General features: G+C 38.4%; 22 protein-coding genes. 11 read left to right on the forward strand and 11 right to left on the reverse strand.

All coding sequences use genetic code 11. From position 1 onward, the window contains the following. Window positions 1–13: 13 nt before the first annotated feature. Window positions 14–958 carry an NAD-dependent epimerase/dehydratase family protein gene (locus ABXT71_RS06845; protein WP_415370596.1) on the forward strand — a complete coding sequence of 315 codons (945 nt, stop codon included), beginning with the start codon at window positions 14–16 and terminating at the stop codon, window positions 956–958. 5 nt (window positions 959–963) lie between these two features. On the opposite strand, the gene meaB is transcribed toward ABXT71_RS06845, so the two are convergent. Continuing rightward, on the reverse strand, window positions 964–2049 hold the full coding sequence (gene meaB / locus ABXT71_RS06850) for a methylmalonyl Co-A mutase-associated GTPase MeaB (RefSeq protein WP_415370597.1): 1086 nt from the start codon (window positions 2047–2049) through the stop codon (window positions 964–966). A gap of 95 nt (window positions 2050–2144) precedes the next feature. Here meaB and ABXT71_RS06855 point away from each other — a divergent pair, with 95 nt between their 5' ends. Further along, window positions 2145–2576 (forward strand): Ohr family peroxiredoxin, encoded by a 432-nt coding sequence (locus tag ABXT71_RS06855; RefSeq protein WP_415370598.1) that lies wholly within the window; start codon window positions 2145–2147, stop codon window positions 2574–2576. Between the two features lie 71 nt (window positions 2577–2647). On the opposite strand, the gene ABXT71_RS06860 is transcribed toward ABXT71_RS06855, so the two are convergent. Then, a complete protein-coding gene (locus ABXT71_RS06860) occupies window positions 2648–4117 on the reverse strand; it encodes a T9SS type A sorting domain-containing protein (RefSeq protein ID WP_415370599.1) in 1470 nt (489 codons plus the stop codon). A 177-nt stretch (window positions 4118–4294) separates the two neighbouring features. Between ABXT71_RS06860 and ABXT71_RS06865 the strand changes: the two genes are divergently transcribed. Genes ABXT71_RS06865 through ABXT71_RS06875 form a run of 3 tightly spaced genes read left to right on the forward strand, consistent with a single transcriptional unit; the run spans window position 4295 to window position 6705 of the window. Further along, on the forward strand, window positions 4295–4840 hold the full coding sequence (locus ABXT71_RS06865) for an RNA polymerase sigma factor (protein ID WP_415370600.1): 546 nt from the start codon (window positions 4295–4297) through the stop codon (window positions 4838–4840). Continuing rightward, on the forward strand, window positions 4824–5411 hold the full coding sequence (locus tag ABXT71_RS06870) for a hypothetical protein (protein ID WP_415370601.1): 588 nt from the start codon (window positions 4824–4826) through the stop codon (window positions 5409–5411). The genes ABXT71_RS06865 and ABXT71_RS06870 overlap by 17 nt, the downstream gene beginning before the upstream one ends. Further along, entirely contained in the window at window positions 5380–6705 is a 1326-nt protein-coding gene (locus ABXT71_RS06875; protein WP_415370602.1) for a hypothetical protein, read from the forward strand. The genes ABXT71_RS06870 and ABXT71_RS06875 overlap by 32 nt, the downstream gene beginning before the upstream one ends. A 9-nt stretch (window positions 6706–6714) precedes the next feature. On the opposite strand, the gene ABXT71_RS06880 is transcribed toward ABXT71_RS06875, so the two are convergent. From ABXT71_RS06880 to ABXT71_RS06895, 4 genes are all read right to left on the reverse strand, one after another. Then, window positions 6715–7239, reverse strand: coding sequence for a DUF4199 domain-containing protein (locus ABXT71_RS06880; protein WP_415370603.1), 525 nt, complete (start codon window positions 7237–7239; stop codon window positions 6715–6717). 134 nt (window positions 7240–7373) lie between these two features. After that, window positions 7374–10727, reverse strand: coding sequence for a preprotein translocase subunit SecA (gene secA, locus ABXT71_RS06885; RefSeq protein WP_415370604.1), 3354 nt, complete (start codon window positions 10725–10727; stop codon window positions 7374–7376). Between the two features lie 218 nt (window positions 10728–10945). Next, entirely contained in the window at window positions 10946–11167 is a 222-nt protein-coding gene (locus ABXT71_RS06890; RefSeq protein WP_367586306.1) for a DUF2795 domain-containing protein, read from the reverse strand. A gap of 137 nt (window positions 11168–11304) precedes the next feature. Next, on the reverse strand, window positions 11305–11877 hold the full coding sequence (locus tag ABXT71_RS06895; protein WP_415370605.1) for a cob(I)yrinic acid a,c-diamide adenosyltransferase: 573 nt from the start codon (window positions 11875–11877) through the stop codon (window positions 11305–11307). A gap of 476 nt (window positions 11878–12353) precedes the next feature. Between ABXT71_RS06895 and ABXT71_RS06900 the strand changes: the two genes are divergently transcribed. Continuing rightward, window positions 12354–13001 (forward strand): 7-carboxy-7-deazaguanine synthase QueE, encoded by a 648-nt coding sequence (locus ABXT71_RS06900; RefSeq protein WP_415370606.1) that lies wholly within the window; start codon window positions 12354–12356, stop codon window positions 12999–13001. 50 nt (window positions 13002–13051) lie between these two features. Here ABXT71_RS06900 and ABXT71_RS06905 read toward each other — a convergent pair whose 3' ends face one another. After that, on the reverse strand, window positions 13052–13627 hold the full coding sequence (locus ABXT71_RS06905) for a DUF2911 domain-containing protein (RefSeq protein ID WP_415370607.1): 576 nt from the start codon (window positions 13625–13627) through the stop codon (window positions 13052–13054). 348 nt (window positions 13628–13975) lie between these two features. On the opposite strand from ABXT71_RS06905, the gene gyrB reads away from it, so the two are divergent. The 5 genes from gyrB to secDF all read left to right on the forward strand — a co-directional run bounded on the left by gyrB (window position 13976) and on the right by secDF (window position 22251). Beyond that, window positions 13976–15916 carry a DNA topoisomerase (ATP-hydrolyzing) subunit B gene (gyrB, locus tag ABXT71_RS06910; protein ID WP_415370608.1) on the forward strand — a complete coding sequence of 647 codons (1941 nt, stop codon included), beginning with the start codon at window positions 13976–13978 and terminating at the stop codon, window positions 15914–15916. A 160-nt stretch (window positions 15917–16076) separates the two neighbouring features. Beyond that, complete coding sequence (locus ABXT71_RS06915; protein WP_415370609.1) at window positions 16077–17123, forward strand: DUF6588 family protein; 1047 nt, start codon at window positions 16077–16079, stop codon at window positions 17121–17123. A gap of 183 nt (window positions 17124–17306) precedes the next feature. Then, window positions 17307–18233 (forward strand): malate dehydrogenase, encoded by a 927-nt coding sequence (gene mdh / locus ABXT71_RS06920; protein WP_415373078.1) that lies wholly within the window; start codon window positions 17307–17309, stop codon window positions 18231–18233. Window positions 18234–18407: 174 nt separating this feature from the next. Further along, on the forward strand, window positions 18408–19016 hold the full coding sequence (locus tag ABXT71_RS06925; protein ID WP_415370610.1) for a hypothetical protein: 609 nt from the start codon (window positions 18408–18410) through the stop codon (window positions 19014–19016). A gap of 178 nt (window positions 19017–19194) precedes the next feature. After that, window positions 19195–22251, forward strand: coding sequence for a protein translocase subunit SecDF (gene secDF / locus ABXT71_RS06930; RefSeq protein WP_415370611.1), 3057 nt, complete (start codon window positions 19195–19197; stop codon window positions 22249–22251). Between the two features lie 324 nt (window positions 22252–22575). On the opposite strand, the gene ABXT71_RS06935 is transcribed toward secDF, so the two are convergent. The 4 genes from ABXT71_RS06935 to yidD all read right to left on the reverse strand — a co-directional run bounded on the left by ABXT71_RS06935 (window position 22576) and on the right by yidD (window position 24778). Next, entirely contained in the window at window positions 22576–22944 is a 369-nt protein-coding gene (locus ABXT71_RS06935; RefSeq protein ID WP_415370612.1) for a hypothetical protein, read from the reverse strand. A gap of 170 nt (window positions 22945–23114) precedes the next feature. Continuing rightward, window positions 23115–23606: a DUF192 domain-containing protein gene (locus tag ABXT71_RS06940; RefSeq protein WP_415370613.1), complete on the reverse strand. Its 492-nt coding sequence runs from the start codon at window positions 23604–23606 to the stop codon at window positions 23115–23117. A 35-nt stretch (window positions 23607–23641) separates the two neighbouring features. Further along, on the reverse strand, window positions 23642–24472 hold the full coding sequence (gene lgt / locus ABXT71_RS06945; RefSeq protein ID WP_415370614.1) for a prolipoprotein diacylglyceryl transferase: 831 nt from the start codon (window positions 24470–24472) through the stop codon (window positions 23642–23644). 57 nt (window positions 24473–24529) lie between these two features. Next, window positions 24530–24778 carry a membrane protein insertion efficiency factor YidD gene (gene yidD / locus ABXT71_RS06950; RefSeq protein WP_415370615.1) on the reverse strand — a complete coding sequence of 83 codons (249 nt, stop codon included), beginning with the start codon at window positions 24776–24778 and terminating at the stop codon, window positions 24530–24532. Window positions 24779–24804 lie beyond the last annotated feature (26 nt).

The following is a 24804-nucleotide window of genomic DNA, read 5'->3' on the forward strand; positions in this document are numbered from 1 at the left end:
AATCTCTTTGCTTTTGAAAATTCTTGTTACCGGTGCCGCTGGATTTATTGGTTCTCACACCTGTGAGCGACTCCATTCATTGGGACATACCGTAATCGGTATTGATAATTTTTCTCCTTATTATGATGTAGCTTTGAAAGAGCTTAATGCTGAAATTTTAAGGAAACAAAATATCACCATTCATCATTTAGACCTAAGAACTGATGATACAAGCACTCTAATCACTAATGAAATAGATGCTATATTTCATTTTGCCGCACAGCCTGGTATTTCTGCTAGTTCTAGTTTTGAAGATTATTACACTAATAATTTTCTGGCAACACAGCGGATGCTTGATGTGATAGAAACACTTTCTTCAAAACCTTACTTTGTTAATATTGCCACATCCTCTATATATGGACTCGAAGCAACATTGACTGAAGACCAAGCTCCATTACCAGCATCTTGGTATGGTGTGACTAAACAGGCTGCAGAGCAGCTCGTGCTAGCATATAGTCGTCGCGGATTGCTAGAAGCAACTTCTTTACGTCTCTATTCTGTATACGGCCCGCGAGAACGTCCAGATAAATTATACACGCGATTAATAGATTGCGGGCTAAACAAAAAGCCGTTTCCGCTTTTTGAAGGCAGTGCTAAGCATCTACGTAGCTTTACCTATGTTCAAGATATTGTAGACGGTATTGTGTCTGTACTCGATCATCAAGAAGCCTGTAACGGCGAAGTTTTCAACTTAGGTACCGAAGAAGAAAACACCACCAAAACGGGAATAGAAACGGTTGAATCGATTCTAGGGTTCGCCGTAAAAATAGACCGTCAACCGTCACGGCCTGGAGATCAATCCCGTACCAAAGCAAATATTGATAAGGCAAGGCGCATACTTAACTACAATCCTCAGACCTCCTTGAAGGAAGGTTTAGAAGCTCAGGTGACTTGGTTTAGGGAGAGTTTTATTAGTTAATTCTACTATTTTATCGTGCTTTTAATTAAGACCTCTGCAGCCTCAAAGGGAGTAGTTTTATTCTCTTCAATCAATTTCAATTGCTTTTTAAGTTCCTCTTTGATTTTTGGATTTGAATAAAAACCTGTCTTGAGTTGGCTCTCTATCGTTTGCAATAACCAGAACTTATTTTGCTCATTCCGTTTATGTTGAAAATAGTCTGATGCTCTGGTTTGCTCAATGTATTGGGCGATGATGTCATATACTTCTTGTATGCCATCATTTTGTAATGCGCTACAGGTAAGGGTTTTTGGAGTCCAGTCGCTTTCTTTAGGAGGGTAAAGATGCAGCGCTCTGTTAAATTCTACTTTGGCCAATTTTGCTGCTCGCACATTTTCGCCATCGGCTTTATTAATAACAATGGTGTCTGCCATTTCCATAATACCGCGTTTGATCCCTTGGAGCTCATCTCCCGCTCCGGCTAATTTCAGTAGTAAAAAGAAATCCGTCATCGAGTGAACGGTGGTCTCGCTTTGACCCACGCCTACGGTTTCTATAACAATGGTGTCAAACCCTGCCGCTTCACAGAGTATGATGGTCTCGCGGGTTTTGCGCGCCACGCCGCCAAGTGAATCTCCACTAGCTGAAGGACGAATAAAGGCGTTGTCATCTTTGACTAGCTCTTCCATTCTTGTTTTATCTCCTAGAATGCTTCCTTTGCTTATGGAGCTACTAGGGTCTACAGCGAGCACCGCTACTTTACGGTTTTTTGAGGTGAGTAATTTTCCAAAGGCTTCGATGAAGGTGCTTTTGCCCACGCCAGGAACGCCTGTAATACCAATGCGTTGTGACTTGTTTGCCAAGGGTAGGCATAAGGCAATTAGGTCTTTTGCTTGAGCTTGATGGTGTGGCGCCGTACTTTCTATAAGGGTAATACTTCTGCTTAAAGCGGTTTTATCTCCCGCTTGAATGCCGGAGAAGAGTTGCATAACCTCTTGCTTTTTCTTTCGGTTCTGCATGAGTTTTTGGGCAGCCGCGGTATTAAACGAATCAGGTTGCGCTATGCCTTCCTGCTCATGTAATGCCGACTTGTTCTTACCTGTGATTCCCATACTACGAATTTATGACAATTTTATGAATCTATGTTTTATATAAAAAAGTCTTCGTAGTATATTGTCACCACTTACAATACATAAAATATAAAACGATGAAAACACTATATGAAGCAACTTCTGCAGCCCTAGGAGGAAGAGCGGGAAAAGTAAAGTCTGAAGAAGGACCTATTGATTTTAACCTTTCTGTACCAAAAGGTATGGGCGGTGATGGAGGCGATGGTGCAAATCCAGAGCAGTTATTTGGAGCGGCTTACGCGGCATGTTTTGGAGGAGCGATACAGGCAGTTGCCAAGGCAAAGAATATTAAAATAGATGATAGTCAAATAAGCGTGGAAGCAACCATTGGTTTCTGTGATGATGAAGAAGGTGGTTTTGTACTGGAGGCGACCCTAGACTGTTTTATTCCTGGAGTAGATATAGAAACTGGGGAGCGTTTAGTAAATAGCGCACATGAAGTGTGCCCGTTCTCTAAGGCAACTCGCGATAATATTACGGTTACGCTTAATTTACTTTTAGACGAGTAAATAAAAATTTTAAAAAATGAAAAAAGCTCGAGCCATACGGTTCGAGCTTTTTTCGTTTAGGAATACTCGTTTTACTTTTTGATAAATTGATAGGTGTTTGTTGAACCTTCAATAGTCACTTCTGCAAAATAGGTGCCTACCTTTAAAGCCGAAATGTCAATTTTTGTATTTGTAGCCCCTACTTTTTTAGATAAGATAGTTTGACCTAAAACATTTATTACTCTTAGCTGTTCGATGGGATTACTGTTATCTAGGCTTAGAAAATCATTTGCTGGATTAGGTAATATCGTAAATCCAGAAAATAAATTTGTTTCCATCCCAAGAGTAACGCCAGAGATGTCAATATTTGAGGGAGCTCCCATATTTGCCGCAAAAGCATAAAAAACCGTTTGAAAATCGATGTATGCAATAGCAGAGTCACCAGTAAAACAAGGATTAGAATCATTGTCTATTTTAGTTAACTCATCGATGGTGGCATTCAATGATGGGGCGGTAAAAAAGATAACGGCTCGTATTCCTTCTGGAGAATTTATAGCGCCATAAAGTTCATAACTTGTTTGCGTCAAGCCCTTATACCAAACTCCATTTATTCCGTCAAGCGAACAACTCATAGTACCACCTTCTTCTGCTGTTGCATCTTGGGTCATTACGTTTTCGTCTGTATAATAAAAACCGGAACCATCATTTTCTAATTCAATAGCGTTTTCTATCAAATCATTAGGTGGTGGCATAGGCGGTCCTGAACAAGAAATAGAAAGACTAAAATCACCGCTATTAGCTTGATATCCTTCTACCATAATTATATAGGAGGAAATCCCGTCAGATTCAAACGTTACTTGAGAGGCAAGCTCGCAGGTGTCATCATTATTGGTAATTTGATTATTCAAATCGCAGGCGGAAAAAACACGCAACCAAGAATCGTAGTCTGTACCACCGTCACACAGAGTTACAGTCACCTCTTGTTCAAAGCCATCTCCTGTAAATATAAAAAATTCGTCAGGTGATTCATTAAAACCAGAATCTGTATCCATTGTCGTCTCACCTGCTATGGCGTCACCGCAGGTAATGGGAGTGGCAAAAGTGCAACTGTCGTTTGTCAAGCCAGTGACACAATTGATTTCTATTTGATACATACCACTGTTCGCTTGGTACCCTTCTACCATAATATAGTAAGTTGCGGTACCGTCAGATAAAAAAGACACTTCAGATTGAAGTTCGCAGCTGTCATCATTTGCTATCACTTCAGAAGTGAACGTGCAGTCTGTAAAGACCCTTAAATAACTATCATAATCTGTAATATCTGAACATAAGCTAATGGTGATTTCTTCAAGAGATCCATCTCCTGTATACTTGTAAAACTCATCTGGTGCGGCACTGCCACCTGTGTCAGTGTTGTCTGCGGTGTCACCGGTATAAACATCGCCACAGCTTAAATTGACCGCGCCTGTACACGTATCGTTACCCCCTAACTTATTAGCAAATGTAATGGTTGTTACGCTCAACGCGAAAACAAGAAGGATCGAGCGGTAGTTGCTTTTCATAATCTATAATTTATTAATTGTAAATATATTAATTAATAATGAGATGGATATTTTCGCGAAAGCGTTAAACTCCTTTATCTTTATCACTAATGAAATTTTAAAGATTGAAACCCATTATGAAACGGCCTAGCAATCTTCTCGTCTTTAACCCGAACAGCAATCAAAACCATCTAACAATTGTCTGAACAATTACTTGTTGAACAGTGCAGAGATAATAGCCAGCGCGCCCAAATGCAGCTTTATAAGCAGTACAGTAGGGGCATGTATATTATTGCGAACAGGTATATGAAAGACACTGCTGCTGCCGAAGATGCTATGCAGGAAGGATTTATTAAAGCGTTTAAAAAAATACATCAGTTTAGTGGTCAAGTGACGTTTGGGGCGTGGCTGAAGCGTATTGTAATTAATACGTGTCTAGATGCTATTAAGGCTCAAAAGATGCAGATGATCCAGCTCAATGAAGAAGTAGGCTACATCGCCGAAGAACAGAGTGATTGGGATATCGCAGAGTCAAGTACCGTTGATGAGGTGAAAAAGGCGATCGCTGCTTTACCAGAAAAATACAGTGTGGTGATACAGATGTATTTGCTAGAAGGCTATGACCATCAAGAAATAGGAGAAATAATGAATATGAGTGAGAATACATCAAGGACTATTTTACACAGGGGCCGTATTCAACTCAAAGAAACACTTAAACATTTACGATATGGCACAGGATCTTAGAAAATTGATGCGTAATAGGCCGGAAGCTAAAAGCACTCTTCCTGCGGGTCATGAAGCTCGTTTTGAAGCAAGACTTGCAAAGGAGTTGAGCTCAGAAAAACAAAAACAGAAATCTCCTTGGTTACAATGGGCGGTAGCTGCTGTGCTAATAATAGGACTAGGTATCTTTGGGTGGAATAACATAGGGACACCTGCGATAGAAGGTTTAGAAATGGTAGTTGTAGATGATGTTACCAAAGTAGAAAAGCAAGTGACGATGGCAGATATATCGCCAGAACTCAAACAGATAGAGAATTTTTATAAAACGAGTATCAATGTGCAGTTAGCATCGCTCGAGTTTTCTGAAGAAAATCAAGAATTAGTGGCGGGGTATATGGCACGTTTAGGAGATCTAGACACTGCTTATAAAGAGCTAAGTGTAGAAATGGTAGAAGTTGGTCCTACAGAAGCCATATTAACTGCACAGATAGATAATTTAAAATTTAGGTTAGAATTGCTATTCAAACTAAAGGAAAAATTAAAAGAACTAAAAAACCAAAATGATGAACAATTTAATTCAATACAAGCTTAGCGTTACTGTCATTGGCGTATTGTTAGTTTCAGTTTCTGTTTTCGGACAGAAAAAATATGTGGAGAGTTTTAGAGCTGCTTCAGATAAGATAGTGAAGTTAAATACTGCCTACACTCAGATTATATTTGAGAGTTGGGATAAGAACAAAATTGAGATTGAAGCGCTCATAGAGGGTGATGATATTTCAAAAGAAGAAAAGCAAAGACTTTTTGATGCCTGGGATTTCTCTATTACAGAAACGGATAAAGGGGTTGTAGTGCATTCTATGGGAGGACCTTCTAATCCTTTAGGTAGAAATTCTATGACGGATGCCTTGACCAATGTTTCTATTTCGGATCCATTTATGCAAGATTTCTTTGCAAGTCAATCTTCTATGTTTTCTATGCCAGGCATGACAGATACGCTATTGTCTCAAATGAGTGGGATAGATTTTGATTATGAGGCGTTTCAGAAAAACCCAAAAGAATATATGGTAGCTTTTGAAAAGAAAATGCTAAGTTCAGAAAAAGAAGGAGTGACGAGTAAAGATAATATGAAGGAGATGGAAAACCAGATGGAAGTGACGATGAAGAAGATGGAAGCGCAGTTTAAGAATAGTGGGATGAGCTACACTCAAAAAGTAGAGACAGATGAAAATGGGAACAAAACCTATGTCATAGAAGGATCTACAAACGGTACGGTCAATAAGATTCCTCGTGGAAAGAAAACACTGATTATCCGGATGCCTAAGGAAACGGCAACGGAGATTAATGTGCGTCACGGTGAGATAAGAATGGCCAGCGCGAGTAACGTAAAGGCGGTGCTTAATTATGCGCCGTTTCAAGCGGAGAGTATTGGAGGAGCAGAAACTAATATCACGGCGGCTTATGCTCCGGTAGTGATTAACGATTGGAAAAATGGTAAGCTGTATGTAAAATTTGTAGACAGATGTACCTTGAATACGGTAGGTGAAATTAGTCTGACATCTAACTCAAGTGGAGTGATCATTGGGACTTTAGAAACTAGTGCAAAAATTACATCAGCATTTGGTGCTTTGCGTATAGATAAAGTGAGTGATAATTTTAAGAAGATTGATCTTAGGCTTGATAATACAGATACAGGGATTATTATACCTTCGTCTTCATTCACTGTTTCCTTTAGCGGAAAGCGATCTACCCTTAGATATAATAAGAATATGGAGCTGAGTCAACGCAAACAGTACGATAGAGTGCTAGTTGATGGATATCACAAATCTAGGGATACAGAACGCGAAATTTTAATAAGCGCTGCGTATAGTAATTTGATTTTGCAATAATCGCTATAATTATTGGGTGATTTTAGATGCTGGTTTATGAGAAGTGCGCAAAAATAAAGCTCCTATGGCAGCAACTACTGTTCCGCCTAAAAAAGCTCCGATAGCAGCTTTCCATCGATAGTTGTTAATGTTAAAGTATTCATTAGCCTCTTCAATTTTCATGAAGTCATTAGTGACCGAGTAGTTCTTCACAGTCTCAAAGTATTCTGGAGTTATAAAATCGTGTGTTATGTACTGCGCTAATGGTGTTAGTAGTGCTACGAAAAAAGCCATTAATAGACCAGATAAAAAACACTCTGTCCAGGATATTACTTTTTTGTAAATTCGTCTTCTTGTTTCTCGCATGGCAAGCCAGTAAATTATGATAGCAAATGGAAAGAAAAATAGTGTTAGCCACCACTGGTCTGCAATACCTTCTTCCGCGTGCCAGCCTAGGGTTTTCTCAAGCAATATCCATACTAGTGACATTATGGTAAAGATAATGGCCCACTTTAATTCAATTTTAAAATACTTGATGATTCTAGGTTTTTTCATAATTGAAATAGTGATCTAGTAAAAATACTAAAAGGCTTATCATCATTGCCAAGGTGTACTATTAATAAAATCACAAAAAAAATCTCGAAATCTTTTAAAACTTCGAGATTTTTAATTTTTATTAAGCTTCCTGCCTACGCTTCAGTCAATACCCATTCTCCTTTTGCGATAAGAGGAATAGCTTGCTTATACTTCACTTCCTTAGATTCACCACTCATTATGTGCTTGATCGTCACCTTGTCATTACGGCCTATTTTTGGCATTTCACGAGTGATAGTTTCTGTTACTTGACGCTGAGGTTGTGTTTCTCCTGCATTTCTAGATTGCGCAGAGCGCTCGTCTAGATTCTGAATTTCTGCTTTCTGCTCCTGTGTTTGTTCACGTCTTTCCTCGCGAGCTTCTTTTATCTGTTGTTGATTCTCTTTAGGTAATTCTCCTTTAAATAAGAATGATAACACCTCCTTATTTACTTTTTCAATCATCTTCTTAAACAATTCAAAAGCTTCAAACTTATAGATCAGTAAAGGATCTTTTTGTTCGTGAACCGCTAGTTGTACAGATTGCTTTAACTCATCCATCTTACGAAGGTGTGTTTTCCAAGAGTCATCAATAATAGCTAGGGTAATGTTCTTTTCAAAGTCTGTTATTAATTGTTTCCCTTTTGTTTGGTATGCTTTCTCAAGATCTGTAGCGACATTAAGCGTTTTAACACCATCTGTAAAAGGCACTAAAATACGTTTGTATTTATCAGCTTGTGTTTCGTACACATTTTTGATAACTGGAAATGCCATTTCAGCATTACGCTCCATTTTCTCTTTATAATGAGCAAAAGCAGCTTTATACACTTTACCAGTGATTTCTTGAATCGGTAATTTTTCAAATTCAGCTTCCGTTACTGGAGAGCTTGTTGAGAAGTAACGAATTAATTCAAACTCAAAGTTTTTGTAATCTTGTGCACCTTTGTTTGCTTCTGTGATTATTTCCGCAGTATCATATACCATATTTGCGATATCAACGCGAAGCCTTTCACCAAAGAGTGCGTTATAACGACGCTTGTAAACCACTTCACGTTGTGCATTCATTACATCATCATACTCTAAAAGGCGTTTACGAACCCCAAAGTTATTCTCCTCTACTTTCTTCTGTGCACGCTCAATAGATTTAGAAATCATAGAATGCTGAATCACTTCACCTTCTTTCAATCCCATTCTATCCATCATCTTAGCGATTCGCTCACTACCAAAAAGTCTCATTAAGTTGTCTTCAAGAGACACGTAAAATTGCGAACTTCCCGGATCTCCTTGACGACCAGAACGACCTCTTAACTGCCTGTCTACACGTCTAGAGTCGTGACGCTCTGTACCTACGATGGCAAGACCACCAGCTTTTTTTACGGCATCACTTAATTTAATATCGGTACCACGACCAGCCATGTTTGTTGCGATAGTAACGACTCCGGCATCACCAGCTTCGGCAACGATATCTGCTTCTTTCTTGTGCATCTTAGCATTCAGCGTATTGTGCGTAATACCCCGAATACCCAACATTCTACTCAATAACTCAGAAATTTCTACGGAAGTTGTACCAATTAAGACAGGTCTTCCTTGATTAGAAAGTTCTGTAACTTCGTCAATAACCGCGTTGTATTTTTCGCGTTTTGTCTTGTAAATTTTGTCTTCTCTATCTTCTCGAGCAATAGGTCTGTTTGTAGGAATCTCTACTACATCAAGTTTGTAGATTTCCCAAAGCTCCCCTGCTTCAGTAACTGCCGTACCTGTCATACCAGACAGTTTTTTGTACATTCTAAAGTAGTTCTGTAATGTTACCGTAGCATAGGTTTGTGTAAGTGCTTCAATCTTTACGCTTTCCTTAGCTTCAATTGCTTGGTGAAGTCCGTCACTGTAACGACGCCCATCCATAATACGACCGGTTTGCTCATCTACGATCATTACTTTATTCTCCATCACGACATACTGCGTGTCTTTTTCAAATAAAGTGTAAGCTTTTAGTAATTGGTTCAGCGCATGAATACGCTCACTTTTTATTCCGTAGTCGCGGAACAATACTTCTTTCTCTTTAGCTTCCTCTTCTTTTTCTAAACCTTTCTTTTCAATTTTAGAAATCTCCATCCCAATCTCAGGCATCACAAAAAAGTCTGGATTGTCTGCACCAGATATAAAATCTACCCCTTTATCTGTAAGTTCTATCTGGTTATTTTTTTCTTCAATTACAAAGTAAAGCTCTGCATCAATCTTAGGCATCTCACGGTTATTGTCTGCCATGTAGGTGTTCTCCGTTTTTTGCAAAATCTGGCGAACTCCATCTTCAGAAAGAAATTTGATAAGTGCTTTATTCTTTGGTAAACCTCTGTATACTCTTAATAATTGGAAACCACCTTCTTTAGCGTCTCCCTCTTTGATTAGTTTTTTAGCATCCGATAGTACGCCCGTAAGATACTTACGTTGTACATCTACAATATCTTGAATTTTTGGTTTCAGTTCGTTAAACTCGTGACGATCGCCATCAGTTACTTGGCCAGAAATGATAAGCGGTGTTCTTGCATCATCAATTAACACACTATCTACCTCATCAACAATCGCATAGTGGTGCGGTCGTTGAACAAGATCTCCAGTAGCGTGCGCCATATTATCACGCAGGTAGTCAAAACCAAATTCGTTATTCGTACCATATGTAATATCTGCGTTATAGGCAGCACGACGTTCATCACTGTTAGGTCTGTGATAATCTATACAATCGATACTCATCCCGTGAAACTGAAAAATAGGAGCCATCCAGGCGCTATCACGTTTTGCTAGGTAATCATTTACTGTTACTAAGTGTACACCGTGACCAGCAAGCGCATTAAGGTAAACAGGCAAGGTTGCCACTAGTGTTTTACCCTCTCCCGTATGCATCTCTGCTACTTTACCTTGATGCAATGCAACACCACCTACGAGCTGCACGTCATAATGTATCATATCCCAAGTGATCTCTTTTCCTGCGGCATCCCAGGAGTTTTGATAAATAGCTTGATCACCATCTAAGGCAACATACGCTTTCTCTCCACTTAATTCACGGTCAAATGCAGATGCAGTAACCGTTAAGGTTTTGTTTTCTTTAAAACGTCTCGCTGTTTCTTTGATTACAGCGAAAGCTTCTGGAAGAATTGTGTCTAAAGTGATTTTTTCTACCTCGTAGACTTCTTTTTTAACTGCATCTATTTCATTGTAGATATCTTCTTTTTTGTCGATATCTTCTTCAGCATCCGCATCCACTTTCAATTTGTCTATTTTAGACTGAAGTGCTGCTTGATCGTCTTTAATTATTTTTCTGAAATATTCTGACTTCGCTCTAAGCTCATCAAGAGATAACTTAGTCATAGCGTCTTCAAAGCTTTTTACCTTGTCTACGTATGGTTGTATTTCGCTAATGTCTTGTTTGGATTTATCTCCAACAAATACTTTTAAAAGGTTGTCTAAAAATGCCATTTTTTTGGTTTTATAGGTAGCTCCTATGTGGAGCGATGTTGTTGTGTTCAAGGGCGTTTGTCCTCGCCATAATAAGGAATACAAAAAAACTGAAAAAAAACCGCTATCCCAAAAGGTTTGCCGTTTATTAGTTCAGTATTTTGAAAAAAAAAGCCGCTGTAAATCAGCGGCGTTTGTCTTTTATATAATTCGGAATAATTTAATTAAATTTTCCCTGATTAATATTCATCTTCATTCCACAAATAGTCTTCATCTGTAGGGTAGTCGGGCCAGATTTCATCTATCGAGTCGTAAGAATCACCTTCGTCTTCTATAGATTGTAGATTTTCTACAACCTCAAGAGGAGCTCCAGTTCTAATCGCGTAATCGATTAATTCGTCTTTTGTTGCCGGCCACGGCGCATCACTTAGGTAAGATGCTAATTCTAATGTCCAGTACATAAAATGCTGTTTAATTTTGTGCAAAAATAATTTTTTAACTGAACTAGCCAAGTAAATTGGTGATTATTTATGCGATATTTATAAGAACGTTTTTAAGTAATTGATTATAAGAGGATTACTTCTGAAATCTTAATTTTTTAAAACTTCTCCGGAATCCATTTAACTTCGTCAGCTTTTAGGTCTAAAGACAACTTCCGTGCCAAGACAAATAGGTAGTCAGATAGTCGGTTTAGGTATTTAATAACCCGCTCATCTGTAGGTTCTACTTCGTGTAGGTGCGTTGCTAAACGTTCTGCTCTGCGACACACACAGCGCGCTACGTGACAATGTGACACGGTAGGATGTCCGCCAGGTAATACAAAATGAGTCATAGGTGGGAGGCGCTCGTTCATCACATCCATTTCTTTCTCCAGCAATTCAATTTCTTCTTCACTAATTTTAGAAATATTAAGGCGCTCTTTTCCGTTTTTAAGTAACTCTTTTTCTGGGGGTGTTGCTAAAATAGCCCCCACCGTAAAGAGTTTGTTTTGAATATGCGCCAAAATTTCTTTACTTCGAGGATCCATATCTTGATCTCGCAAAAGACCGATGTATGAATTTAGTTCATCCACAGTTCCGTAGCTTTCAATACGTATGTGATGCTTAGGCACACGAGTCCCGCCAAATAATGCGGTGGTTCCCTTGTCTCCTGTTTTTGTGTATACTTTCATATTTTTTTTAATTTCATCATAAGTTAAGTAGCTTTTTTTGATTCACAACTCACGATTTTTTTGATTGTTCATCCTTTTTTCTGTCGTAGTAGGTCTTCTTGAAATTGCGTGTTTTTCTGTTTTTCTTGACAGATTTATTCTTCTTTAAGTTTACGAGAAAAATAATGAGCAACACGCCTGCAATTGCTAAGTAAATGTATAAGGAATCCATAGCTGTAAAAATAAGAAAAATTTTTGCGGATAAAATCACAAACAAAGCTCCTTACACTTTATCAAGGGAATGGTGTGCTCCGCATTTATTGCGGGATTTAATTTTGGGAGCCTATGTGCAATCGAATTAGGTATTATCAACCCCTAAACTAGGAGGGCGTTGTAGCTGCTAGCGATATTTTAATTTTTAGCCTAAACCTCCCTTTGGGAGGGTCAAACTTTTCAAGGCTGTAAGCCGCAGATAAAGTTTGGTGAGGGATTCAAACATGGTATCTTTGCCACCTATGCAAAAGGAGTTAAAAGAACAAGTGGATAAAGGAGTGGTGCTTCCATTAATGGAAGAATTCTATACGATTCAGGGTGAAGGTTATTTTAAAGGAACCGCGGCTTATTTTATTAGAATAGGAGGGTGCGATGTAGGATGCCATTGGTGCGATGTAAAGGAGAGTTGGAATCCGGATATTCACCCGCCTACTTCGATTGAGGCGATTGCAGAGAATGCTGCTAAGTATTCTAAAACGATTGTAATCACAGGGGGCGAACCTTTAATGTGGGATATGAACCCGCTTACGGAGTTATTAAAATCTAAAGGAGTAAATACACATATTGAAACTTCTGGAGCCTACACATTAAGTGGTACCTGGGATTGGATTTGTCTTTCTCCAAAAAAAATGAAGTTACCGACTCCTGAGGTTTATGACGCGGCGCACGAGTTAAAGGTTATTGTCTATAATAAAGATGATTTTCGTTTTGCTGAAGAGCAAGCTGCTAAAGTAAATGACAACTGCAAGTTATTCTTGCAGCCAGAATGGAGTAAGCGTGATAAGATGATTCCAGAAATAGTAGCGTATGTAATGGAAAACCCTCAGTGGGTAGTGTCTTTGCAGACACATAAATATCTTAATATACCATAAAAAAAAGCCACTCAATGAGTGGCTTTTTTTAATACTTTAGGCTGCGGCGATTATTGCTTCATCAAAACCGTTGCGCTTTGTTTAGTAGGGGTCATTATTGTTTTAGTTCTTAAATTTCCCCATCCCATATACATTGCTATATCGTTCTTTTCTTTTGTAAAAGCAATTGAAAAAGCTTCTAGCTTTTCTTCATCCTTCATCTTTTCAGAGCTGATGCGTACGACATCGTTTTTCTTATTGTAATAATAAGATCCCCAAACATTAAGATCAGTGCTCAAAATTGTTATCCAGCTTGTCTCTCCTGGTATTGTGTACATCGTGTAGGTTCCTTTTTTAACCAACTGCTTACCTAGCATCATATCTTGATACAGCGTGATCTCTGCTGCTTCGTTAGCTCCAGTTCTCCAAACGTCGCCATTAGGCGCTAGTTTTGATATTGGGCGATCTTTAAGTTGTGGTCTACCGTAAGTTACTTTCACCATTTTGTTAGCATCCTTATAGTCAGATGGGTAGGTTGCTTGATCCATTGGGCTTTTGTCTAGAGGGCTGAATTCTTGAGCCGCTACATTTGTAGAAATAAGCGCTACTAGTGTTATGACTAGGGCGCTAAAAATTGATTTTTTCATGTGTGAGATATTAGAGGTTAGTGATTATTTATATTCAATTTGTCTTAAAAAAGTTCTAAAGCTTTCGCTGTAACTTCGTTTGCCCAAAAATAGAGAAAAAATTCATCTTTTTTTTCACAATAGTTTGTTAATAACTTACTGCTGCTCAAAGCGCCAAAGCTCCTTATTTAATAATGCTTTTGGTTATATTTGTTTGATTCTGAAATGTGTCTGATTCAGGTAGGTTTAGTGAATTTAAATTCTATTGGTTTTATCGCATTTCCGAAGTACAAATTGACAAACGATTAATACAGAAAACCAGTCTTTTGCTGGTTTATTATAATGATATCCGCACGAGCGGGACTTACTATGAGCGAAGAAAAAAACAAAGGGAATTACGGCGCAGATCAAATTCAGGCATTAGAGGGAATGGAGCACGTGCGTATGCGTCCATCGATGTATATCGGAGATGTAGGAGTGCGAGGTTTACACCATCTTGTGTATGAGGTTGTGGACAACTCAATTGATGAAGCACTTGCTGGGCATTGTGATCTGGTGAATGTTTGGATTAATGAAGATAACAGTGTAACTGTAAAGGATAATGGTCGTGGTATTCCTGTAGATATTCATAAAAAAGAAGGTGTTTCTGCCCTACAGGTAGTGATGACAAAAATTGGTGCAGGAGGTAAATTTGATAAAGACAGTTACAAAGTGTCTGGTGGACTGCACGGGGTAGGAGTTTCTGTTGTGAACGCACTTTCATCTTTACTAAAGGCTACCGTATATCGTGACGGAAAAGTCTATGAGCAGGAATATGAGCGCGGAAAATCTATGTACCCGGTAAAGCAGGTGGGCGAGACAGAGGAGCGAGGGACTTTAGTAACCTTCAGGCCCGATGAGCAGATATTTCAGCAAACAATAGAGTATAACTATGACACCCTTGCAAGCAGATTAAGAGAGCTTTCTTATCTGAATAAGGGTATCACCATCACCATAGAAGATCGTCGCTTTACAGAAGAGAATGGTGATTTTAAAGGTGAGACTTTTCACTCTACAGAGGGGCTTAAAGAATTTATCCGTTTTCTAGATGGAAACCGTGAGATGTTGATCGCAGATGTTATCTCTATGGAAGGAGAGAAGAACGATATTCCTGTGGAGGTTGCGATGGTGTACAATACATCATATAGTGAGAACCTACACTCGTATGTGAATAATATTAACACACACGAAGGTGGAACCCATTTATCTGGTTTCAGACGTGGGTTGACACATACTTTAAAGAAGTATGCAGATGCTTCTGGTATGCTAGATAAGCTGAAGTTTGATATTACAGGTGATGACTTTAGAGAAGGGTTAACAGCTATTATTTCTGTAAAGGTACAGGAGCCTCAGTTTGAAGGACAAACAAAAACAAAATTAGGGAACAGAGAAGTGTCTAGTGCAGTAAGCCAAGCGGTTTCTGAAATGCTAGAAAACTATCTAGAAGAAAACCCTAATGATGCTAAGACTATCGTACAAAAAGTAATCCTTGCAGCAACGGCGAGACATGCAGCGCGTAAAGCCCGTGAAATGGTACAGCGAAAAACTGTGATGAGCGGTGGAGGTTTGCCAGGAAAACTATCTGATTGCTCTGAGCAAGATCCTGAAAAATGTGAAGTGTTTCTTGTGGAGGGAGATTCGGCAGGTGGTACGGCAAAGCAGGGTCGTGATCGTAATTTTCAGGCTATTTTGCCATTACGTGGTAAGATCTTGAACGTAGAGAAAGCGATGCAGCACAAAGTATTTGAGAACGAAGAGATACGAAATATTTTTACAGCACTCGGTGTTACCATTGGTACAGAAGAAGATAGCAAAGCTCTAAACTTAGCAAAACTAAGATATCATAAAGTAGTTATTATGTGTGATGCCGATGTAGATGGTAGTCACATTTCTACCTTAATATTAACCTTTTTCTTTAGGTATATGAAAGAACTGGTAGAGGGAGGGTATGTGTATATCGCAACTCCACCTTTATATTTAGTGAAGAAAGGTGCTAAAAAGGAGTATGCTTGGAATGATAAAGACCGTGATATGTTAAATGAGAAGTTTGGCGGAAGCGCTTCTATCCAGCGTTACAAGGGTCTTGGAGAGATGAATGCAAGCCAATTATGGGATACTACAATGAATCCAGAATTTAGAACGCTACGCCAAGTGGCCATTGATAATGGTACAGAGGCAGATAGAATATTCTCCATGCTTATGGGTGATGAGGTGCCGCCAAGACGTGAGTTTATTGAGAAAAATGCAGTATATGCAAACATAGACGCCTAGACGTATTTGTTTAAATTAATTGAAACCGCTTGATGCTGAACTTGATTCAGGGTCTGAGCGGTTTTTTTATACATAGTATTGGGTACTTTTCTTCCTGAAATATTCTGTACATTTATAATATTAATTAATTAACTAAGCTAACTAACTAACAATGTGATATATGAAAAAATGGATATTTGTAGGAGCTCTCTTAAGCTTCTTTAATGGAAACGCGCAAGATCTAGAAAGTATTCTGCTCGCGGCAGGAGATGCAAACCAGTTAATCAATCAATATATCGAGCCAGCATTAAAGGGCTTAACGTATAGTGTTAATGGAGGTTGGTATACAAGTGCAGAGACACATAAAAAATTTGGTTTTGATGTTACCATAGCAGCTAATGCGGCTTTCGTGCCAAATAAGGATAAAACCTTTTTATTTAATCCCTCAGATTATACTTTTTTATCGGCCCCTTCACAGAACAACGAGAATTTGCCTACGGTTTTAGGGCAAGACGGTAATAGCACTATGGTAGATGTGAGGGTTCCTGTTGGTGATGGTACTTTTAAGATAGCAAGTTTCGAAATGCCTGGAGGTGTTGCGGAAGATTTACCTGCAAGCGGAGTGCTAGCTCCCACCATTCAAGTAGGATTTGGTTTGCCTACAAAAACAGACATTAAATTACGATTAGTACCTAACCTTAATTATGACGATCGCGTAGCAGCATCACTTTTTGGACTGGGATTGCAGCACGATTTGTCGCAATATTTCCCATTGATGGAAGTAAGCCCTCTTAGCCTGAGTGTGTTAGGGGCTTTTACAACTACAAAAGCAGAATATGAATTATTGAACGATGCTAATACTAGTAATGTGAATGTAATAAACGGTGTTGCAGAATTTAAATTAAACACTTGGATGGTTCAAGCCATCGCGGGGGTAAATTTAAAAATCATCAATTTTTATGCTTCGGCAGGGTATAATTCTGGAAATTCGACTTTAAAATTATTAGGTGATTATACCTTGTCTTATGATTTAGAAGACGAAAATGGAAGCCCCTTAGGAACTGTTTCAGAATCTTTGATAGACCCTATAAATATTAATGCAGATACTGGTGGGGTAAGGGGTACTGTGGGAATGCGCGTTAACCTTTCGGTATTTAAACTCTTTGCAGATTTCACCTTGCAAGAGTATAATACAGTGACGGCAGGTATTGCAGTGAGTGTGAGGTAATTTACTCAAAATTTCGCAAAACATTAGCATCTGACAGCTGTGAAACAAAGCGATTTATTAGTACTTTTGCATCGAAATTCTGAAGCTTTATAATTTCAGAAATTAAAAATGTTTAACCTCTTAAATGTGTTGCAAACGGCACATTTAAGAATAAAAAAAGATCTCGACTCATCGGGAATACGTATGAAAGTAACAGTAGTAGGAGCAGGAGCAGTAGGTGCAAGTTGTGCTGAGTATATCGCAATCAAAAATTTTGCAAGCGAAGTAGTTTTAGTAGATATCAAAGAAGGATTTGCAGAAGGAAAAGCAATGGACTTGATGCAAACAGCATCATTAAATAGTTTTGATACAAAAATCACAGGTGTGACTGGAGATTATAGCAAAACGAAAGACAGTGATATCTGTGTGATTACAAGTGGAATCCCAAGAAAACCAGGAATGACTCGTGAAGAGTTAATCGGGATCAACGCAGGGATTGTAAAAAGCGTATCTACCAGCTTAATTGAGCACTCTCCTAATACCATTATTATTGTGGTAAGTAACCCGATGGATACGATGACATATTTAGTTCACAAAACTACAGGACTTCCTAAAAACCGAATTATAGGTATGGGCGGAGCTTTAGATAGTGCACGTTTCAAGTACCGTTTAGCAGAAGCTCTAGGTGCGCCTATTAGTGATGTTGATGGAATGGTGATTGGTGGCCATAGTGATAAAGGTATGGTGCCATTGACTCGTCTTGCGACTCGTAATAGTGTGCCAGTAACTGAGTTTATTTCTGAAGAACGATTAGACGAAGTGCTAGAAGCGACGAAGGTAGGTGGAGCAACTTTAACTGGATTACTAGGTACTTCTGCTTGGTATGCGCCGGGTGCTGCGGTATCTGGATTAGTACAAGCCATTGCTTGTGACCAGAAAAAAATATTTCCTTGTTCTGTATTGTTAGAAGGAGAGTACGACTTAAATGACCTTTGTATAGGTGTGCCAGTGGTGCTAGGTCGTAACGGAATAGAAAAAATTGTAGAAATTTCTCTTAACGATGCGGAGAAAGCTCACATGCAATCTTCGGCAGAAGGTGTGCGTGCAACAAATGCTTTGTTAGAATTTTAACAAATCTAGTCACCCTGAGCATGTTGAAGGGCATATAGAGCTCAGATTGACATTTTAATACATACTAGTCTCCTAAACTTTATAGTTTAGGAGACTTTTTTCTGCGGAAATGCCAGGCACATTTCTTTCTTGTCATTTTAAAATAAACCCAACAGATTTAATTATATTTGGCACATGCTAAAAAACTGGTGCATAGCAACTTTTGCAATTCTCTTCGCGATAGCGGGTGCAGGGTTTGTGCCTTTTTCTGTGCCCAATCAAGAGATTGTTGTACAGTTTTCAGAAACGACTTCTAACGAAGATACAGACGCAGCGATTACTCAAATAAGAGCGCAGTTGGTGTTATTAGGTATTGAAGATGTTCAGATTAAACAACGAGCAGATGGATCACTAAAGATCACGTATTATAGTGATGTGGCCGTTTCGTTAATTCAGGAAGCTTTTGCGAGACAACATCAAGACTTATTTGAGAATGTGGGTGTTCCTCATTCAAATGATACAGACGTCCCTTTTCAAGAAATGGCTGATAATTTTCAGTTTACTGTTTCGGAAATAGGGGGAGGCACTGATATTTACAACGGCTTAAAAGGTCATGTACTGGAGATTGAGACTAAAAGTAGTCGCTTTCATCCGCCAGAGTTTTTCTTTACAGCTTCTTTAAATGCTGTGAATAAAGAAATAAAGCGCACCAAAATTTCGGTACTTATATATAGTCAGCAAACAGTAGTTGTTGCTATTACTTCACGATTACTTCCAGAGACACGTGCTGGACCTATTGCTTAATTTTGGAACATTTCCGCAGTAATAAGAACCGTTATTCTAAATAGAATGATCTTTTTTCTGGCTTGAGGATTCTCACAAGTCATTTTCATATATAAATAATTGTCAGATTACGGGCTTAGAAGTATATTCGCCCACCCGAAATATCGGAGAAAAAATTTGACCATAAACAACATTCAAAATGCAAAACAAAGGACTAATTACGCTTTTTGCGGTATTATTTGGTTTGGTAAGTTTATACCAACTATCATTTACGTACTTCGCAACGAGCACAGAAACAGAGGCGAAAGCATATGCAGACGCTAAATACGCGGCAAATATGCCAGATGAGAGAGACGTGGCAGAGATACGCTACCTTGACTCTGTAGGTAACTTACCTATTTTTATGGGTATTGATTACAATACTGCTAAGGACAAAGAACTAAATAAAGGGCTTGACCTTAAAGGAGGAATTAACGTAATTCTTCAAGTATCTGTAAAAGATATTTTAGAAGGGCTTGCAAATAATACAAAGGACCCTGCATTTAACCAGGCGTTAAGAGATGCAGACGAATTACAGAAAGATGCACAAGAGACATATCTGGAGTCTTTCTTTAGAGCGTTTGATGCGCTTGATGGAGAGAACAACTTAGCGTCTCCAGATGTTTTCTTTAACAAAAACTTAGAAGATGATATTAGTCTTAATCAGCCTAATGATGAAGTAGAGACTATTATTGAGCGTAAGATAGACGAGTCTATTGCTTCTGCTTTTGAGGTATTGCGTAAGCGTATTGATAAATTTGGGGTAACACAACCTAACATTCAGCGTTTAGGGAAATCTGCTCGTATTTTAGTAGAGTTGCCAGGAGCAAAGGATGTAGAAAGAGTAAAAACCTTAGTTACACAAACAGCGCAATTAGAGTTTTGGGATGTATATAAGAGCGATGCTATTGCTGGATATGTATATCAAGTAGAGAGTAAAATTAAAGAGCTAAATAAGGCAAAAACTCCAGTAGCGGAGGTTGTTGAAGTAGCAGTAGAAGAAACAGCAGCCGCAGTTGATACAGTGGAAGATGAAGAGAGCCTTGATGATTTATTAGGTGGTGAAGAAGTGGATGCAGAAGAGGTGGATGCATCAATTGAATTCCCGATTACATCTAAGATGGTAAGACAAGGAGTTCCTGGAAGCCCAATCATTGCTACGTTTTTAGAAAAAGATGCAAAGGAAATAATGGAATATCTTACTATGCCGCAAGCAAAAGCCTTGCTTAAGGGAGATATGCGTTATGCAAAATTTGTATGGGAACAGCCTACGGCACTTAAAGTTACCAATGCAGATGGAGATGTAGAAGATTTAATGGTTGTTAATCTTTATGCACTCAAAGGAAACAAGCAAAATACACCACCGCTTTCTGGTGATGTTATTGTAGATGCTTTGCAGACCTATGATCAAAAAGGAGAAGTAGCGGTGTCTATGCAAATGAATGGTAAAGGTGCTAAGATCTGGAAAGAAATGACCAACAAAGCATACACTGACCAAAGTCAAATCGCGATTGTTTTAGATGATGTAGTATACAGTGCTCCAGGGATTAATACACCAGGAGGTATTCCAGGAGGAAGCAGTTCTATTACAGGAAGCTTCTCTATTCTAGATGCACAAGATTTAGCAAACGTACTACGTGCAGGTAAATTACCTGCTTCTGCAGAGATTATTCAAGGAGAGGTTGTAGGACCTACTTTAGGTAAAGAAGCAATTGATAGTGGTATGTTATCTTTCGGGATTGCGCTTATTTTTGTATTGCTATGGATGATTCTTTACTATGGTAAAGCTGGAGCTTTTGCAGATGTTGCATTGGTGGTAAACATCTTATTTATCTTTGGGATCCTTGCAGGTCTAGGAGCTGTATTGACGCTTCCTGGTATTGCAGGTATCGTATTAACTATTGGTATCTCTGTAGATGCAAACGTTCTTATCTTTGAGCGTATTCGAGAAGAGTTGTATAAAGGAAAGTCGCAGAAAGATGCTATCAAGGATGGATTTAGCAATGCCCTTTCTTCTATTTTAGATGCAAACATTACAACAGGTCTTACGGGTCTTATTTTATTAGTATTTGGAACAGGACCTATTAAAGGTTTTGCAACGACTTTATTAATAGGGATTCTTACATCATTATTTACAGCGATCTTTATTACTAGATTGTTTGTTGATAGATATACTAAAAACGGAAAGCCATTAAACTTCTCAACAGGTCTCACTAAAAACTTCTTGAGAGATGTAAGCGTAAACTTCTTAGGAAAACGTAAAATGGCCTATGTCATTTCTGGTTTATTGATTCTTGCAAGTATAGGTTCACTTTTGACTAACGGTCTTAACCAAGGTGTTGATTTCGTCGGTGGTAGAACATACACAGTGCGTTTTGAACAAGATGTAAATGCAAATAAAGTAGAGGAAGGTCTTATTGCAAAGTTTGAAAGTGCCGAAGCAAAAACCTATGGTGGTGATAATCAATTAAAGATTACAACCAAGTATAAGGTGAATGAAACAGGTACAGAAGTGGATGATGAAATAGAAAAAATGTTATTTGAAGGGTTGACACCTTACTTACCAGCAGATATGACTCTGGAAGCTTTTAAAAGTGATGACGCCACTAAGGTAGCTGGTAGAATGGAGTCTTATAAAGTAAGTCCAACCATTGCAGATGATATTAAGAGCTCTTCTATATGGGCGATTTTAGGATCGTTATTAGTAGTATTCTTATACATCCTACTTCGTTTTAGAAGATGGCAGTTTAGTTTAGGTGCTGTAACGGCGGTGTTCCATGATGTATTAATCGTATTAGGAGTGTTCTCACTTACATACAATTTTATGCCTTTCAGTATGGAGATTGACCAGTCGTTTATCGCGGCGATCTTGACGGTAATTGGTTATTCTTTAAATGATACTGTGGTAGTATTTGATAGAATTAGAGAGTACTTTAATGAGCACCCAACGTGGGCATTAAGCAAAGTAATAAACGAAGCATTAAACAGTACATTAAGCCGTACGTTAAATACTTCTCTTACTACATTAATCGTATTGTTATCTATCTTCTTATTAGGAGCAGAATCAATTAAAGGATTAATATTTGCCTTAATCATAGGGGTACTTGTAGGTACATACTCATCACTTTTCATCGCAACACCAGTGATGTTTGATACGGTGAAGAAAAAAGGTATTGACTTAAGCGAAAAGAAAGAAGACGAAGTGCTAGAAGCATAATCACTTCTTTTTATAATTACAAAAGCCTTTCAAGTGTATTCTTGAGAGGCTTTTTTTATGTTTCGGAAATTTTAAAGGTTTGATGCTTGTGCGATGTGATGTTTAATTGAAGAAGAGTTGAACTAGAGTAGAACCTAAATAGTCATAGTGCCTAATGAGGTACGCGCCTAACGTTTAAAGTGAGTTGGTTGAATAGAATTAAAATAAAAGAAATCTTCCCGCTTTAGCTAAACCCCGACTAACAATTGAAGTGCTTCGTTGAGCTTAAACTCCCTACGTAAGTCCCCATTCAACATCTAATACATCTCTCCGGCTTTTTAAACTTCACTTGGATAATCTTCTAAAGACAAGTTCGATAATAGCAAATCTAATTATCGCAATTTGCAATAGCAGGACCAACGGCATAATCCAAGAAAATTCTTGCTCGTCAAAAAAAGTAAGCATAATAAATTCAGCTATCAGGAACAGCATAAATAGAGATAAGAACCCCTTAAATACTTTATGTATAGTAACTTTAAATGTTCCTGTGGTTGCATTAATGTTGCCTTCCATAGCACAAAAAGCACCAAAGCCAATTTTTGGAGTGATGAGTTTAAAGTGATTATATTCAATAACTCCGCGGAAGGATTTATCTGTATTTTTTGTAGTCAAACACTCAAAATATTCGGTACGTCTTTTAAGTCGTTCCAGCATATGCGCTTTTGAGTCTACTAAACGGAAGTGTCTTTCTTTTTTAGGCTAGAGATTCATGGTTTAAAATTTTCAGAATTCTATGTATGAAGACTACCTTGAATTCTTGATATAATCACATTCTTTTTCATTTGAACCAAAACCCGATAAACGTATTGTTCTATTAACACTGCCTACTCAATATTCCATTCAACACGATCTCCTTCAAGGATACCCAAGCTAGAAGTTACTGCGCCGTTGGTTTCAAGTACATACTTGATAGGGAGATTAGAAGGTAAGGAAGTGGGATCCATAGGGGTTGCCATTGTGTAGATTTTGACAATTTGTTTATGCTCGTCTATGTAGACGATGTCTAGTGGGAACTCTGTGTTTTTCATATAGAATGCGCGAGGTTCTATTGTTTTAAAAACAAATAGCATCCCAGCGTCTGCAGGCATGCTTTTACGATACATCAAGCCTGTCTGTGTTTCATAATCTCCTTCTGCTATCTCCAAGTTGAAGGTAGTGATTAGAGAGTCGCTTGCTTTTTTGTAAACCCTAAGCGTACCGTCCTTTTTAAAAGTGATTTCTTGTGTGAGTACTTTGTCTGAGGTGTTGTTGTCTTTGCAAGAGGATGTGCTAATAATAAACGCCAGCGACATAAAAAAAAGCATTGATTTTTTCATTTAATTTGGATTTTTAAAATTTAAACAAGCTACAATTATTCCTCAGTATTGTATTTCTTCTTAGAAGAAGCATACACCATATACGTCCCAAACAAGATAAAAGGAATACTCAACCATTGTCCGGTATTTAACACCCAATCTGCGCGTTCGTCTACTTGCGCTTCTTTGATAAACTCAACGAAAAATCGCACTAGCCATAATAGGATTAAGAAGGATCCAAAAAGAAACCCTAAGTACTGACGCTTATCTGTTTTCCAGTAAATAAACCATAAGATTAAGAAGACAAACACGTAGCCACCCGCTTCATAAAGTTGTGCAGGATGTCTGGTAAAATTTTCACCTAACTGTGTGAACACAACTCCAAAATCTGATCCTGTGGCCTTTCCTATAATTTCGGAATTAATAAAATTACCAATACGCACAAAAATGGCTCCAGAGGCTACCGCTATAACCACACGGTCTAGGATCCACAACACTGGTCTTTTTAATACTTTTTTACTGTAAATAAACATGGATATAATAACACCAATTGCCGCGCCGTGACTCGCTAGTCCTTGAAAGCCTGTGTATTCAAATTCTGGTACAAAACTAAAAGGAAGGAATACAGAAAAGAAATCTTGTGTGATGAGTTCGGGTTGGTAAAAAATGACGTGACCCATTCTAGCGCCTAATAAAATGGCAAGAACCATATAGATAAAAAGGCTATCTAGCTTTTCTTGCGCAAGTTTTTCTCTGTCAAAAATTCGCTTTGTGATGAACCAACCAAGGGTAAAGGCTAGCACAAACATTAAACTATAATAACGTATTACAAAAAAACCTAAATCAATACCTTCACTCGGGTCCCAAAAAAAACTTGAAAAATGCATACGTTCGCTATATATTAAGAGGTAAAGATACTAAAATGAAACAGGGAAAAAGAAAACTCAGTCTGCCTTTTTCTTAGGAGGAACGGGATCGTAACCATCGCCACCCCAAGGATGACAGCTGGCAATTCTTTTAGCTCCTAGCCATCCGCCCTTTAAGAGACCGTGGGTTTGTAGTGCTTCTACTGCATAATGGGAACACGTAGGCTCATATCGGCAGGTAGAAGGAATCAATGGTGATAGAATGTATTGATATAATCGTATCAATAGGATAATAGGAGCTATGAGTATTTGTTTTAATAACTTCAATACGAGTTGTTTTCTATGTTGTAGGG

It is taken from the genome of Patiriisocius sp. Uisw_047, assembly GCF_047730165.1.
Classification (GTDB): domain Bacteria; phylum Bacteroidota; class Bacteroidia; order Flavobacteriales; family Flavobacteriaceae; genus Patiriisocius.